This window comes from Pseudactinotalea sp. Z1732 (assembly GCF_049724975.1).
In the GTDB taxonomy this organism is placed as follows: domain Bacteria; phylum Actinomycetota; class Actinomycetes; order Actinomycetales; family Beutenbergiaceae; genus CALKWS01.
On the sequence record NZ_JBMPQC010000001.1, the window covers coordinates 58,829 to 73,910 of the forward strand.

Sequence of the window (15,082 nt, forward strand, 5' to 3'; positions counted from 1 at the left end):
CCTCTCCTCCGGTTCCTACGGCACTGCAAGCGCCGTCCGGGAGGGCCACAGGCTGCGAAGACGATCAGTCGCGTGCTCGAAGCAACAATCCGGGATCCCTGTTGGTGGCCCCAGCGTCCCGTTCATGCGCAGGCTCAAAGGCACCAATCTCCTACGACGTCACCCGGACGGGCCGCAGGACGATTTTCATCCTCCGGGGCGGCCGCCGCGCGGCCAGAGGCGTTCATGGAGATTCTCGAAGCGTTCGATGCCACAGAGAGTGCGCACTCGGCCGCGCAGTTGGCCGGGGTGGATGCCAAGACTGTGCGGCGCTATGTCGCTGCCCGCGACGCTGGCCGCCCGGTGACTGGGCCCTCACGGCGCCCACGGATGATCGACGAGCACCTGCCGAAGATCGAGGAGTGGGTCGAGCGCAGTGCGGGCAAGGTCCGCGCCGACGTCGTCCACGGCCGCCTCGTGGCGATGGGGTTCACCGGCACCGAGCGCACCACGCGCCGGGCCGTCGCGGAGGCGAAGGCGGCGTGGCGGGTGGGGAACCGGCGCACCTATCGGCCGTGGATCACCGAGCCGGGCCTGTGGTTGCAGTTCGATTGGGGCGAAGGACCGCGGGTCCCGGGTCCGGACGGGACGCTGCGGCGCACGTTGCTGTTCTGCGCGTGGCTGGCCTGGTCACGCTTCCGCGTGGTGATCCCGGTATGGGACCAGACCCTGCCCACGCTGATCGCCTGCCTGGACGCCACGCTGCGACGGATCGGCGGGGTGCCGACCTATGTGCTGACCGATAACGCCAGGACGGTGAGCATCGACCACGTCGCCGGCGTGGCGGTGCGTCACCCGCAGATCGTTGCGGCGGGGCGGCACTACGGCACCCAGGTCCACACCTGTGTCCCCTTCGACCCTGAGAGTAAGGGCGGCACGGAGTCCACCGTGCGGCTGGCGAAGGCCGACGTGGTGCCCACCGAGGCCAACCTGCGCCCCGAGTACGGCTCGTTCGCCGAGCTGGAGAGCGCGTGTGAGGAGTTCTGCGCCAAGGTCAACGGCCGCGTCCACCGCGAGTCCGCGCGGATCCCGGCCGAGGCGCTGGTCGAGGAGCGCCGGCGGCTTCATGCGCTGCCGGCCGCCCCGCACACGCTGGTGCTGGGCGAGACCAGGACGGTGAACACTGATCAGACGGTGCGCTACGGCTCGGTGCGCTACTCCACCCCGCCGGGCCTGGTCGGCGCCGAGGTCTGGGTCCGCGTCGCCGGCACTGAGCTCGTCCTGGTCGCCGACCTCGACGCCCTGCCCCGCCGTCCCGAGTGGGCCGGTGAGCGGCGCGGCCTGATCGAGGTGGCCCGCCACCGGCTCTCGACTCCGGGCAATCCGCGGATCGACCTGGCCCACTACCCCGACCATCCCCAGGACCCCACCGGTGCCCCGCGCCCGCCCCAGCCGCGGGCCCGCAGCGCCGCCGAGCGCGACTTCCTCGCCCTGGGCGACGGGGCCCGCGACTGGCTGATCGCGGCCTCGGCCGCCGGAGCGACACGCATCCGGGCCAAGATGGCCGCCGCGGTCGAGCTCGCCGCTCTGGTCGGCACCCCGGCTGTCGCGGCGGCCCTGACGGCAGCTGCGGCCGCGGGGCGCTTCGGTGAGGAGGACCTCACAGCCATCGTCGCCCATCAGGCAACCGCTGCCGCCACCGGTGACCTCGTCATGGCCGACGAAACGCACTCCGCCCAGCCCGGCACCGCCACCTGGGCCGGCTTCACGAGCAGCAAGGAGACCACCCGATGACCACCACCACGACAACGACAATGCCGGCGGTGCCGCCGCTGCCCGAGGACCTCACCGCCGTCCTCAAGCGCATGCGCATGCCCTACCTGCGCGCCGCCGCCCCCGAGGTCCTCGCGACGGCCAAAGCCCAGCGCTGGGACCCCACCGAGGTACTGCGCGTCCTGCTCGCCGAGGAGGCCCGCGGCCGTGACGAGGCCACCCGGGCCATGCGACGCAAGGCCGCCGGGCTCCCCGCCGGGAAGAGGTTCGAGTCTTGGCGCGAGGACGACTCCTCCATCCCGGTCCCGACGCAGTCGGCGCTAGCGACTCTGGAGTGGGTCCACCGCGCCGAGAACCTCGCCATCTCCGGACCGTCTGGGACGGGCAAGACGCACTTCGTTGAGGCACTGGCCCACAAGGTGATCGATGCCGGCATGCGCGTCTCGTGGTTCACCCTGGAGTCCCTCACCGCCGCGATCGGCAGGGCAGCCGTCGACGGCTCGGTCGCCAAGATCATCAGCCGCATCACCCGCGCCGAGCTCATCGTCGTCGACGACATCGGCATGCTCCCTAGTGGGCAGGCCGCCGCCGAGGCCTTCTACCGCCTCGTCGACGCCACCTACGAACGCCGCAGCCTGGCCGTCACGAGCAACATCCACCCCGCCGGCTTCGACACCATCATGCCCAAGACCCTGGCCACCGCCGCCGTCGACCGGCTCCTGCACCACGCCCACGTCATCATCACCGAGGGCACCTCACTACGCCTCGCCGAGGCCACCGCCGGACGCGGGGTGGTCCCCTTGAACTGACCCCCACAGGGAGATCAGCTGTCCGCGGACAGGGAGATGAACTGTCCGCCCACAGGGAGGTCTCCTGTCCGCCCACGAGGAGGTCCCGCTGTCCCTTGACACCTCCCCCGGACCACGAAAAAGCCCTCCAACCAGGCGTTCTACCTGGTCAGAGGGCCGTTCGGAGCCGCCTGTGGGAATCGAACCCACGACCTATTCATTACGAGTGAATCGCTCTGCCGACTGAGCTAAGGCGGCCAGCACACCGGGGCCACGTGGGCGCCGGGGCAGCCCGCCTACTGTACCTGGCGTGACTGGCACCGTTCAAAACGGCAGCCGGGTACGCCGTCGTCGGCTCTCGTGCTTGCTCGGCGCAGACGCGCCGAGCAACTCAGCACTGCGTCCCGTCCTCGGGCACCTGCCCCTCGAGCAGGTAGGCATCCACGGCCTCGTGCACACAGGAGTTGTGCCCGCCGTAGGCGCCGTGACCATCGCCGTCATAACTCAGCAGTACCCCCGATTCCAGCTGCTCGGCGAGCGCCTCGGACCACTCATGCGGTGTCGCCGGATCGCGGGTGGTCCCGATCACCAGGATCGGCGGGGCACCGGCCGCCGCGATCGGAGCGCGGGTGCCGGTGGCCTCGAACGGCATCGTGGAACACCCGACCTCGCCGTAGCCGAAGTAGGGGCCGAACACCTCGGAGACCTCCTCCAACGCCTCGGCGTCGGCGGTGATCTCGTCCCGGTCCAGTTCCACCGGGAAGTCCAGGCAGTTGATCGCCCGGAACGCCCCCTGGTCCTCGGGGTAGGTCCCGTCGTCCTCCCGCTCCAGGGCGAGGTCGGAGATGAACCGGACCTGGCTGGCGTCGTCCTGGTAGATCAGCATCGTCAATGCCTCACTGAGCACCGGCCAGGAGTCCACGTTGTACAGCGCCAGCACGATGGTGTTGATCAGGTCGGCGTCGGTGACCGGGCGGTCCGGGTCTGTGGCGGGCATCGGATCATCACGCAACGTGGTGAGCAGATCCACTGTCTCGGCGATCGCCTCGTCCACGCGGCCCTCGAAGGGGCAGTCCGGGCCCGCCTGACAGTCGGTGACGAAGGATCGGTAGGCGCGGTCGAATCCCAGCACCTGCCCGCCCGCGATCTCGGCGTAGTCCAACGCCGGGTTCATCGCCCCGTCGAGCACCAACCGGTGCACCCGGTCGGGGAAGTGCTCGGCATAGGTGGCACCGAGGAAGGTGCCGTAGGAATACCCCAGGTAGGTCATGGAGTCCTCCCCCATCACGGCGCGAAGCACGTCCAGATCCTGCGCGGCGCTGACGGTGTCGACGAACCCGAGCAGGTCCCCGGTGTTCTCCAGGCACTCCTGCCCGTAGTCGGTCTCGGTGGCGACGAAGTCCTCCCAACCGGCGTCGGTGGTCACCTCGAAGAACGAGCCGTAGTACGAATCGAGCCCCTCGGAATCCAGGCAACGGACCGCATCGGACTCCCCCACCCCCCGGGGATCGAACCCGACGACGTCGAACCGCTGCAGGATGGGCCCGGAGAACATCGCGTCGACGCTGTCCAGGAACTCCAGGCCCGAACTGCCCGGCCCGCCCGGGTTGACGAAGAGTGCGCCCTCACTGGTGCCCAGCGCCTCAGCGACCTTCACGGCCAACTCGATGGTGTCCCCGTCCGGGTCGTCGTAGTCCATCGGTACCTGCACGCGGGTGCACCGGTGCCGGTCCCCGCAGTCGGTCCAGTCCAGGTCCTGGTCGTAGTACTCCTGCAGGCCATTCGCACCGCCTTCCGGGGGAGCCTCGGGCGTGGCGGCGTCCGGCGGTTGCAGCATCGGTGCCGGAGCGCACGCGGCCAGGAGCAGCGCCCCCGCCAACAGCGAGATCAGGCCGATGCGACGGGAAGGGGACGACAGCACCAACCGAGCCTACAAAGCTCCTGCGGTCCCGGCGCACCACCACGCCCGCTCCGGCGCCGCGCACCTGGACACGCACAGGGCTCAGTGCGCGTGCGCCTCGGCTTGTGGACGCAGCGCCACGGCCATCGCCTCGATGGCCAGCAGGGGCGCGGCGTTGGCGCTGATGCGGGTGCGGGCCAGTCCGATCGCATCCATCCGGCGCAGCGTCACCTCCGGGGTGCTGGCCCGGGCGACCTGCTGCACCGCGTCACCCGAGGAGGCATTGACCAGGGCGACATCGGAGCCCACCTGCGCCACCAGCACATCGCGGTAGAAGGACAACAGGTCCACCAACGCCCGGTCGAGCACGTCCAGCAACGCTCTGCGTGCGCGCCGCTTCTGCTCCTCCTCCAGCTGCCGCAGTTGCGGCCGGAGCGCCGGCGGGACGGGGCCGCCGCCCTCGGCGCCCAGGCTGCGTAGCAGTTCGGCCTTCTCGCGTTCATCTCGCTCGGTGGTCGCCTCCTTGGACTGCTCGGTGGCCGAGTCCACAAGCCGGCCGGCGGCCAGCACGGCGTCACCCACCCCGCGGATCCCGGAGGCGATCTGCAACACGGTGCCTCGGAACTCCCGTGCCGGGGCGTGGGTGGCGAGGCGGCGCGCCACTCCGACGTGGCTCTGTGCCTCGTGGGCGCAGGCCAGCGCAAGGTCCGGGTCCACCCCGTCCCGGCGCACCAGCAGATCGGCCACCGCCTGGGGCGGTGGTACCCGCAGGTTCACCAGACGGCACCGCGATCGGATCGTCACCAGCACATCCTGCGGACTCGGCGCACACAGCACCCAGACGGTGCGGGGCGGCGGTTCCTCGATCGCCTTGAGCAGCACGTTGCCGGTCTGCTCGCCCATCCGGTCGGCGTCCTCGACGACAATCACCCGCCAGCGTCCCTGGGAGGGAGCCCGCTGAGCGAGTGAGACCAGTCCACGTGCCTCGGCCACGGTGATGACCACCTTCTCGGTGGCCAGCACGGTCACGTCCGGGTGCGTCCCGGCCAGAGCGGTGCGCGCCGAGTCCTCCTGCGCCGAGGCGTCGGCCCCGGCCTGCAGCGCGGCGGCGAAGGCACGCGCGGCCACCGACCGTCCTGAGCCAGGTGGTCCGGTGATCAGCCACGCATGCGTCATCGCCGCCGGCCGCTCGGCGGCCTCGCGCAGTACCTGGACGGCCTGCTCCTGGCCGACCAGGGACTCCCAGACGCTCACCGTCGGCCTCCCTGCGCACTCGGATGGGTGCCCCCTGCGGCGTCGTCGGACAGCAGTGGCTCCACCGCTGCACGCACCTGCTGGGCGATCTCCTCCCTGCTCCCGGCGGCATCGAGCACCAACCATCGCTGCGGCTCGGCTGCGGCCCGGTCCAGGAACGCCTGGCGGGTGCGGCGGTGGAACTCCATCCCCGCCCGTTCCATCCGGTCGGCGGCCTGTTCTCCCAGCCGCTGCACCAGTTGCTCGGTGGGGAGGTCCAGCAACACCGTCAGGGCCGGCATCAAGCCGTTGGTGCCCCACCGGGAGAGCCGTTCGACGTCCTCGGCGGCGAGTTCGCGCCCGGCCGCCTGGTAGGCGACGGAGGAGTCCAGGTACCGGTCGGTCAGCACCACCGCACCACGGGCCAGCGCCGGCCGGATCAGGGTGAGGGCGTGATGGGCCCGGTCGGCCGCGAAGAGCAGCGCCTCGGTCCGGGCATCGATGTCCTGGCCGTGCAACAGTTCGTTGCGCAGCGTCCGGCCCAGTTCGGTGCCGCCCGGTTCACGGGTGGTCACCACCTCGCGCCCGAACTCCTCGCGCAGCCATTGCGCCAGCAGGCGAACCTGGGTGCTCTTGCCGGCACCGTCGCCGCCTTCGAAGGAGATGAACAGTCCACTCACAGTGCTCAGGGTATCCGGCCCCGCCCACCCGCCCGCCCGGCCTCGGTAACCCTCGACCAGCGTCCGCGGCCGGCCCACCACCGGGCGCCCTAGTGCGGTGGCTCAAGGGGCGGCACCCTCCCCGGGCAGCACCACGCCGAGTTGGCGGCGTACCTCGTCCATCGTGCGCATCACCGCCAGCGTCTCCTCCCACGGCAGTACCGGGGACTGGGTCAGTCCGGCCTCGAGGCACCGGGCCGTCTCGGCGGCCTGGTAAGCGAAACCGGCGCTCGCCGGCGGCTCGATCGTGCGGACCGCGCCGTCGGTGGAGTGGATGGTCAGCGTGCTGGATCCGAAGAACGTCGGGGCGATCTCGATGCGGCCGGCGGTGCCGGAGATCACCGCGTCGTTGCGGGTCCCGGCCAGCATCGTGGTAGTCAGCGACGCCACCACACCGGGGTAGGTGAGCACTACGGCCTCGGTGGCGTCCACCCCGGTCTCGGCCAGGTGACCGACTGCGGTCACGGTCTCGGGGCTGCCGAGTACCTGATGGGCGAAGGAGATCGGGTAGACGCCAAGGTCGAGCACGGCACCGCCGGCAAGGTCGGGGTTCTTCAGCCGGTGCGACGGTGCCACATCCAGCCACTGCCCGTGGTGCGCGGTGAGGGTGACCACCTGCCCGATCTCACCGGAGCGCAGTACCCGGTCCAGGGCGGCCATGTGCGGCAGGAACCGGGACCACATCGCCTCCATCGCGAACAACCCGGCCGCATCCGCCGCGGCGAACACCTCGCGGGCCTCCGCCGCGCTGCGGGTGAACGCCTTCTCCACCAGCACCGGTTTGCCCGCCGCCAGCGCCAGCAGTGCGTGGTCCCGGTGCTCCGAGTGCGGCGAGGCGATGTAGACCGCCTGCACACGCTCATCGGCCACCAGCGACTCGTAATCACCGTGGGCCCCCGGGATGTCGAAGGTCGCGGCGAAGTCATCGGCCCGCTCCTGACTGCGCGAGCCCACCGCCACCACCGTTCCGGCGGTATGGGCGGGGATCTCGGTGGCGAACCGCCGCGCGATATTGCCGGCGCCGAGGATCCCCCACGCCAATGGCGGCGCCTGCGCCGGGTCGGGCACGTCATGGTCCACGTTGACCTCCTGGGATTACTTCGTGGTGCCGGCGCTCGACTTCTTCGCGGCCGGCTTCTTGGCAGTGGGCTTCTTCGCGGCCGGTTTCTTGGCAGCGGACTTCTTCGCGGCCGGTTTCTTGGCAGCGGGCTTCTTCGCCGCCGGCTTGCGAGCCGGGCCCTTCGCCCGCTTCTCGGCGAGGAGTTCATAGCCGCGCTCGGCGGTGATCGACTCCACCTGATCGTCCTTGCGCAGCGTGGCATTGGTGCTGCCATCGGTCACGTACGGACCGAACCGGCCGTCCTTGACCACCACCGGCTTACCCGAGACCGGGTCCTCCCCCAGTTCCCGCAGCGGTGCCGCCGCGGCCCTGCCCCGCCGCTTCGGCTGGGCGTAGATCTCCAGCGCCTGGTCCAACGTCAGATCGAAGAGCTGGTACTCGTTCTCCAGGGAGCGGGAGTCGGTGCCCTTCTTCAGGTACGGCCCGTACCGGCCGTTCTGCGCCCAGATCTCCTCCTCCGACTCCGGGTCGGTGCCCACCAGCCGCGGTAGGGACAGCAGCCGCACCGCAGTGTCCAGGTCGATCGTGGACAGGTCCATGTCCTTGAACAACGACGCAGTCCGGGGCTTGACCTTCTTACCGCCCTTGGTCTTACCCGCTTCCTCCTCGGGCAGCACCTCGGTGACGTAGGGACCGAAGCGCCCGGATTTGGCCACGATCGACCGGCCCGTCTCGGGGTGGGTACCCAGTTCCCGGTCGCCGTCGGAGGCGGTTTCCAGCAGTTCCCGGGCCTTGGCCACGGTCAGTTCATCCGGAGCCACGTCGTCGGGCACGCTGGCCCGGGTCGGCTTGGCCTCATCGGCACCGACCGAGGTATCGCCGGCGCCGGCCGCACCGTTCGCGCCGGTGCCGCTGTACTCCAGGTAGGGCCCGTACCGGCCCACCCGCAGCGTGATCCCGTCACCGATGTCGATGGAGTTGATCTCCCGGGCGTCGATGTCGCCGAGGTCGGCCACCAGGGCCTGCAGTCCCTCGACGTCACCCCGGCCGAAGTAGAACCCGGTGAGCCAGTCCACCCGGTCCTCCTGCCCGGCGGCGATCCGGTCCAGGTCCGATTCCATCCCGGCGGTGAAGTCGTAGTCGATCAGGCGCCCGAAGTGGGTCTCCAACAGTCGCACCACCGAGAACGCCAGCCAACTGGGCACCAGCGCCTGCCCGCGCCGCAGCACGTAGCCGCGGTCGGTGATGACCGAGATGGTGGCGGCGTAGGTGGAGGGACGGCCGATGCCGCGCTCCTCCATCGCCTTGACCAGGCTCGCCTCGGTATACCGCGGTGGCGGGCTGGTGTCGTGCCCGTCGGCGAGCAGGTCGTGCACCTGCACCCCGTCCCCGCTCGCGACCTGGGGGAGGCGATCGGTGCCGGAGTCCCGGGACTCGTCGTAGCGCGCGGCGTCGCGCCCCTCCTCGTAAGCGGCCAGGAAGCCGCGGAAGGTGATCACGGTGCCGGATGCGGAGAACTCGGCGTCCTGACCGGTCGACGACGACGCGCCGAGCCGGATCGTCGCGGTGGAACCGGTGGCATCGGCCATCTGGGAGGCCACGGTGCGCTTCCAGATCAACTCGTAGAGCCGGAACTGCTCCCCGGAGAGTTCCCGGGCCACCTGGGCGGGGGTCCGGAAGGAGTCCCCGGCGGGGCGGATCGCCTCGTGCGCTTCCTGGGCCCCCTTGGACCCGGCGTAGACCCGTGGGGAATCCGGCACGTACTCGGCGCCGTAGAGTTCGGCGGCCTGGCGCCGGGCGGCGTTGATCGCCTGACCGGACAGCGCCGAGGAGTCGGTCCGCATGTAGGTGATGTAGCCGTTCTCGTACAGCGCCTGCGCGGTGCGCATGGCTGCCCGGGAGTTCATCCGCAACTTGCGCGAGGCCTCCTGCTGCAGCGTGGAGGTGGTGAACGGCGCGGCCGGCCGGCGCTTGTAGGGCTTCTCCTCGACGCGGCGGACGGCGAAACTCGCCGGGGCCAGGCCCTCCACCAGGGCGTGGGCGGCCTCGGCATCCAGGTGCACCGCCGAGGCGGTACGCAGTACCCCGTCGTCACCGAAGTCCTTGCCGGTAGCCACGCGCGAGCCGTCCAGGGCCACCAGGCGAGCCTTGAACACGGCGCCGGAGTCGCCGTCGACGTTCTTGGCCTGCACGCTCGGGGCGGCGGAGAACTCCCCGACCACGTCCCAGTAGTTGGCCGAGCGGAACGCCATCCGCTCCCGCTCGCGTTCGACCACCATCCGGGTGGCGACGGACTGCACGCGCCCGGCGCTCAGCCCCTGCCTGACCTTGCGCCACAGCACCGGCGAGATCTCGTAGCCGTACAGCCGGTCCAGGATCCGGCGCGTCTCCTGGGCGTCGACCAGGCGGGTGTCCAGTTCCCTGGTGGACTCCAGGGCGCGCTGGATGGCCTCGCGGGTGATCTCGTGGAACACCATCCGCTTGACCGGAACCTTGGGCTTGAGGACCTCCAGCAGGTGCCAGGCGATCGCCTCGCCCTCCCGGTCCTCATCGGTGGCCAGGTAGAGCTCGTCGGCCGCCTTGAGTGCCTTCTTGAGTTCGGTGACCTTCTTCTTCTTGTCCCCGTCCACCACGTAGTAGGGGTCAAAGCCGTCCTCGACGTTGATCGCGAACTTCTTGTACGGGCCCTTCTTCATCTCCGCGGGCAGCTCGGAGGGCTGGGGCAGGTCGCGGATGTGCCCCACGCTCGCTTCCACCTCGAAGTCCGAGCCCAGGTAGCCCGCGATGGTGCGAGCCTTGGCGGGGGACTCGACGATGACGAGTTTGCGTGCGGGGGTTGTCACGCGGTTGCTCCTGAAGGGTTCGAGTGCGGGCGTTTCGCCCTGGGCGGTGTCGGACGGACGGGGCTCAAAGGCCCGACCGGTTCGGCCTATTCGTTCGGCTGGTTCGGCCGGTGCGCTAAGCTGGTGATCGTGGCGGCTCCGGCCGGGACGACGACGACACAGCATCGTAGATCAGTCCCGCAGGGTACATCCACGTCTGGGCGCATACTAACCACACCTTGCGCTGCAACCGCACACGGCCGTCGTGTCACCGACGGGAATCGAGGGGCTGCCGTCCCTCCGCGAGCACCTGCTCGCGCCACGCGATCGCTCGAGCGGGATCGTCCGACGTCACCCCGTCCGCCCCGACGCCGATCGCTTCGCGGATGTCGTCCAAGGTCCGCACCGGCCACAGATGCACCTCGATGCCCGCCGCGCCGAGCTGTTCGACCAGTCGCGGTGTCACGCCCCCGAACCCGCATGCCAGACGTGTGGCCCTCGCGTGCTCGAGCACGCCCCACAGACCACCATCATGATGCTCGACACCGGCGATCGCCTCCGTGATGAGCTGCCGGCCGACACCCGGGATGAGGTCGGCGACCGCGCGGGTCACATCGGCGCAGAAGGACGCCACGATCGTTCTGCGCGCGTGCTGCGGACGCGAGGCGTAATACTCCGCCAGGTGCGGCGTGACGGCGGGGTCTTTGATCTCGAGCTGAATGCGCACCTGAGTCGCCTCGTACATCTCGTCCAGCGTGACCACGCCCCGCCCCGAATCGAGTGTGACGCTCTGCAACTGGGCGAGCGTCAGTGCCGACACCGGTCCGAGTCCGCGGCCGGCGCCATCGGCGGCAATGCGATCCAACGTCTCATCGTGGACCAGGACGAGTTCTCTGTCGCTGCTGAGCCGTACGTCCAGCTCGATCTCATCGGCCCCGACCGCTTCGGCGAGCGCGAACGACGCGAGACTGTTCTCCGGCTCATGGGCCATGGCACCGCGGTGACCAACGATCGCAAGACTCAACGGTCCAACACTTCCTCCAGTGCTCAGGGGCTGTCCAGGCGGTGATAGGGGCGCATCCCCAACATCGCCGCCATGCTGAGGGCAGCCACGCCCATCATGCCGGCCCCCGCAGTCAGGTAGGCCAGCACCTGGGCGGAGAAGTCGACCCCGGGGACCTGGGTGAACGTCAGGATACCGCCGGTGATCCCGACCAGTACCCCCGCTCCGGCAATGAACCACAACCACGCCGAGGCGTTGCCTGCAGGCGCTTCGCCGTATCCGCGGGGCAGGGGCCGCAACCGCAACCCCCGGGCTGCTTCGACGAGGAAGTACCAGACGGCGGCCACCGCGTAGGCGGCCACGATGTCCGAGGGACGGTGCCAGCCGAGCACCAGGGTGCCGACCCCGGTGGCCCCGGCGTAGGCGGCACCGGCCAGTGCGACGGGGCCACGCCATCGCGCCGGAGCGATCAGCAGTGCCGTGGCCGCCACCGTTGCTGCGGCGGTGGTATGCCCCGAGGGCAGAGTGTTCACCGGTCGTTCGGTGAGGCCGAAGTCCGGGCGGGTGAGCAGGTACTCCTTGAGCAGTCGGGTGGTGACGTTCGCTCCGCCGAGCATCACGGTGGCAGCGATCGCGATCGACCAGCGCCGCTGCATGGCGGCAACCCCGAATACCACCAGGGCCGCCAGCACCAGGAACGGTTCGGAGATGACTCGGACCACCGGTTCGACCAGGGCATCGAGGCGGTCCCGGCCGTACTGGCTGCCCTGCCAGGCGGCGTCGTCGACGAGTTGGCCCGTGGGCCACAGCACGAAGACGCGCCAGGTGGCCCACAGCCCCACCACCGTGACGGTGGCCAGGAGCAACGGCGGCAACAGGCCTCGGGCGATGCTCGCTGCGGACCGGCCCTGCCCGGGTGTGGTGGCGGTGGACACGGGCCCACGGTAGCTCGCGGGGACCGGGGATGGGGACATGGCGTGGAGCGATCACCTCGCGGCGGGCCGCGCCCGAGGAGCATCCCTTCTCCGGGCGGTGGGCGCGGTGGCTATTTGCTCAGGTTCTTGAACTGCCGGATCGCCAACGGGATGAAGATCACCATCAGCAGGGCTGGCCAGCCGACCGCGCCGGCCAGGGCGTGGCCGTCGATCCAGTACTGGGCCTCCCCCTGCCCCGCCCCGGGGGTGGCGAAGAGTTCCCGGATCGCGTTGGCGGTGGAGGAGACCGGGTTCCATGCCGCGATCGCTCCGAGCCAACCGGGCATCATCTCCGGCGGGGCGAACACCGAGGAGATGAAACCGATCGGGAAGGCCACCGCGAACAGGCTCCCGGCCGCTTCGGAGTTCTTCAACCGCAGGCCCAGGAACACGCCCACGAAGATCAGGGCGAGCCGCAGCCACAGCAGCAGCCCGAAGGCCGCGAGGGTCGCGACGGGGCTGCCACCGGAGCGCCACCCGATGATCAACGCCAGCGCGGCGATGATGGTCAGGTCGATCGCGGCATGGATGATGTCGGCGATCCCGCGCCCGGTGACCACCGCCGAGGAGGACATCGGCATCGAGCGGAACCGGTCCATGAACCCCTTCTCCTTCTTCAGGGTGACCTCGAAGGCGGTGTTCATGAACCCGAACGCCATCGTCATCGCGAACAGCCCGGGCATGGCGTAGTCGATGTACCCCTCACCCGCGCCCTGGCCGGTGACGTCCATGGCCGAGCCGAACACGTACACGAACATCAGAACCATCATCACCGGCATGCCCAGCTGCCAGGCGAAGGTCGAGGGCTGGCGCACCAGGTGCATGAACTCCTGCAGCACGATGGTCCAGCAGTCCTTGAGCGCCCAGCGCAGGCGTCCGGCCGGCGAATCGTCGATCGCTACCGCCGCGTGGGCGGTTACGGGCGTGTGGGTGGTCATCGAACGGCCTCCTTCTGAGGTACGGGGCAGTCGCCGGTCAGGTGCAGGAACGCCTCGTCCAGCGTGGGTCGGCGCAGGGCGATGTCGGCGATCTCGATGTGGTGCGCGCGGACCTCGGCGGCAACCGCGGTCAGGGTCTGGACGCCGTCGGAGACCGCCACACTCACCGTCCCAGTGCTCTCGATCACGGCGGGTGACGCGCCGATCAGCGTGGAGACAACCTCGCTCAGGACGGGTAGGTCGGCCGGGTCGGCAACGGTGACCTCCAGGTGCTCGTCTCCGATCCGGCGTTTCAGCCCGGCGGGGGTGTCCTCGATGATGTTCCGGCCATGGTCGATCACGCTGATCCGGTCACAGAGTTGGTCTGCCTCGTCCAGGTAGTGGGTGGTCAACAGCACGGTGGTGCCCCGTACCGCCAGGTCGCGTACCACCTGCCACACCTCCCGGCGTCCGGCCGGGTCCAGTCCGGTGGTGGGTTCGTCCAGGAACAGCACCTGCGGCGCCAGGATCATGCTGGCCGCCAGGTCCAGCCGCCGGCGCATCCCTCCGGAGAAGGTCTTGGGCACCCGGGCGGCTGCCTCGGTGAGACTGAACATCTCCAACAGTTCATCGGCGCGACGGCGGGCGGCCCTCTTGTCCAGCCGGAACAGCCTGCCGAACATGGTGAGGTTCTGGCGGGCGGTGAGCAGGTCGTCGACGGCGGTCTGCTGACCGGTCAGGCCGATGCGCTGGCGCACCTGCCGGGCCTGGGTGCGGACATCCAGGCCTGCCACCTCCGCCTGCCCCTCATCCAGCCGTGTCAGGGTGGTGAGGATGCGTACCGCGGTGGTCTTCCCGGCACCGTTGGGCCCCAGCAGCCCGTGCACGGTGCCGGCGGGGACGGCCAGGTCCACCCCGTCGAGGGCGAGCGTGTTCTTGTACCGCTTGATCAGGCCGGTGGCCCGCACCGCGGTCTCGGGATGAGTCATAGGGGCGCCTCACATTCTGCGTACGGTGTCCGCAGGAGACTATAGCGTACGGTGTCCTCAGAAAGTCAAGGGAGTTGCCGCACGTACGGCAACGCGCGCGAACGGGGTGCATGATGAGCGAGGAGCAGGCGGCACGGAATCCTCTCGCGGTGAGCCAGCGGCTGCTGTGGGAAGGGCTCCCCGAGACCCGCAAAGGACCCAGGCCCAGCCTCACCCTGGACCAGATCGTCACCGCAGCGATCGACATCGCCGACGCCGGTGGGATCGACGCGCTCTCGATGCGCAAACTCGCCGCCGAACTGAATACGAGCCCGATGGCGCTGTACCGCTACGTTCCGGGCAAGACGGAACTGCTCCACCTGATGCTCGACGCCGTCGAGGTCCTCCCGGAGGACGCCGCCACCACGCCCGACGACGGGTGGCGCGAAGTCCTGGAGGCCTGGGCCTGGCGGGGACGCGCCTTGCACCTGCACCACCGGTGGCTGCTGCAGGTCAACTCCACGCGTACTCCGATCGGCCCGCACAGCCTGGCCGGCATGGAGCGGTTGATGTCCGGGCTGGCCGACATGCCGTTCAGTGACCAGGAGAAGGTCATGGTGATGTCCCTGCTGGATGGGTACGTTACCGGCACCGCGCGGCAGGAGATCCTCTACGAGCAGGCGGCTGAGGAGTCCGGGGTCAGCGATGGCGAGTTCTGGGAGTTCCAGTTGCCACTGCTGGTGCAGGCGGTGGAGTCGGGCCACTACCCCACGATGGCCGGGATGGCCGAGGACACCTTCGACGGCGGGTGGGAAGAGACCTTCGCCCTGGGCCTCCACGCCCTGCTGGACGGCCTCGAGCTGGAAGTGCAGCGGCGCCGCGCGGGCCGGACCCCCCACTGAGAACGGTCTGAGGTGAGATAGGGGGTGCCGGAGGGGGTGGCAGA

The 15,082-nt window shown here is 70.0% G+C and carries 12 protein-coding genes and 1 tRNA gene; 3 read left to right on the forward strand and 10 right to left on the reverse strand.

The features are described 5' to 3' along the window. Positions 1-225 precede the first annotated feature (225 nt). Complete coding sequence (istA, locus tag ACPL7H_RS00250) at positions 226-1,773, forward strand: IS21 family transposase (RefSeq protein WP_424795210.1); 1,548 nt, start codon at positions 226-228, stop codon at positions 1,771-1,773. After that, a complete protein-coding gene (gene istB, locus ACPL7H_RS00255; protein ID WP_424795211.1) occupies positions 1,770-2,561 on the forward strand; it encodes an IS21-like element helper ATPase IstB in 792 nt (263 codons plus the stop codon). Before istA ends, istB begins: the two co-directional genes overlap by 4 nt. A 164-nt stretch (positions 2,562-2,725) precedes the next feature. Here istB and ACPL7H_RS00260 read toward each other — a convergent pair. From ACPL7H_RS00260 to ACPL7H_RS00305, 10 genes are all read right to left on the reverse strand, one after another. Next, positions 2,726-2,798 (reverse strand) — tRNA-Thr (locus ACPL7H_RS00260). Positions 2,799-2,931: 133 nt separating this feature from the next. Then, positions 2,932-4,461 (reverse strand): alpha/beta hydrolase, encoded by a 1,530-nt coding sequence (locus ACPL7H_RS00265; protein ID WP_424795212.1) that lies wholly within the window; start codon positions 4,459-4,461, stop codon positions 2,932-2,934. An 81-nt stretch (positions 4,462-4,542) separates the two neighbouring features. After that, positions 4,543-5,694 carry a DNA polymerase III subunit delta' gene (locus ACPL7H_RS00270; RefSeq protein ID WP_424786735.1) on the reverse strand — a complete coding sequence of 384 codons (1,152 nt, stop codon included), beginning with the start codon at positions 5,692-5,694 and terminating at the stop codon, positions 4,543-4,545. Next, positions 5,691-6,362 carry a dTMP kinase gene (gene tmk / locus ACPL7H_RS00275; protein WP_424786993.1) on the reverse strand — a complete coding sequence of 224 codons (672 nt, stop codon included), beginning with the start codon at positions 6,360-6,362 and terminating at the stop codon, positions 5,691-5,693. Before tmk ends, ACPL7H_RS00270 begins: the two co-directional genes overlap by 4 nt. Before the next feature lie 93 nt (positions 6,363-6,455). Continuing rightward, entirely contained in the window at positions 6,456-7,472 is a 1,017-nt protein-coding gene (locus ACPL7H_RS00280) for a Gfo/Idh/MocA family protein (RefSeq protein ID WP_424795213.1), read from the reverse strand. A gap of 15 nt (positions 7,473-7,487) precedes the next feature. Then, the gene (topA, locus tag ACPL7H_RS00285) at positions 7,488-10,295 is read right to left on the reverse strand and encodes a type I DNA topoisomerase (protein WP_424795214.1); all 2,808 of its coding nucleotides are present in this window, start codon (positions 10,293-10,295) and stop codon (positions 7,488-7,490) included. Between the two features lie 247 nt (positions 10,296-10,542). After that, entirely contained in the window at positions 10,543-11,298 is a 756-nt protein-coding gene (locus ACPL7H_RS00290) for a glycerophosphodiester phosphodiesterase (protein WP_424786738.1), read from the reverse strand. A gap of 23 nt (positions 11,299-11,321) precedes the next feature. Next, positions 11,322-12,212 (reverse strand): phosphatase PAP2 family protein, encoded by an 891-nt coding sequence (locus ACPL7H_RS00295; protein WP_424795215.1) that lies wholly within the window; start codon positions 12,210-12,212, stop codon positions 11,322-11,324. A 110-nt stretch (positions 12,213-12,322) separates the two neighbouring features. Next, positions 12,323-13,189 (reverse strand): ABC transporter permease, encoded by an 867-nt coding sequence (locus ACPL7H_RS00300; protein ID WP_424795216.1) that lies wholly within the window; start codon positions 13,187-13,189, stop codon positions 12,323-12,325. Beyond that, on the reverse strand, positions 13,186-14,157 hold the full coding sequence (locus tag ACPL7H_RS00305; RefSeq protein ID WP_424795217.1) for an ATP-binding cassette domain-containing protein: 972 nt from the start codon (positions 14,155-14,157) through the stop codon (positions 13,186-13,188). The genes ACPL7H_RS00300 and ACPL7H_RS00305 overlap by 4 nt, the downstream gene beginning before the upstream one ends. A gap of 149 nt (positions 14,158-14,306) precedes the next feature. On the opposite strand from ACPL7H_RS00305, the gene ACPL7H_RS00310 reads away from it, so the two are divergent. Next, a complete protein-coding gene (locus ACPL7H_RS00310; protein WP_424786742.1) occupies positions 14,307-15,038 on the forward strand; it encodes a TetR/AcrR family transcriptional regulator in 732 nt (243 codons plus the stop codon). Positions 15,039-15,082: the final 44 nt, after the last annotated feature.

Bases quoted from the DNA above. Each gene is read 5' to 3' on its own strand.
- istB (WP_424795211.1), top strand. From the start codon at position 1,770: ATGACCACCACCACGACAACGACAATGCCGGCGGTGCCGCCGCTGCCC.
- ACPL7H_RS00305 (WP_424795217.1), bottom strand. From the start codon at position 14,157: ATGACTCATCCCGAGACCGCGGTGCGGGCCACCGGCCTGATCAAGCGG.
- istA (WP_424795210.1), top strand. From the start codon at position 226: ATGGAGATTCTCGAAGCGTTCGATGCCACAGAGAGTGCGCACTCGGCC.
- ACPL7H_RS00300 (WP_424795216.1), bottom strand. From the start codon at position 13,189: ATGACCACCCACACGCCCGTAACCGCCCACGCGGCGGTAGCGATCGAC.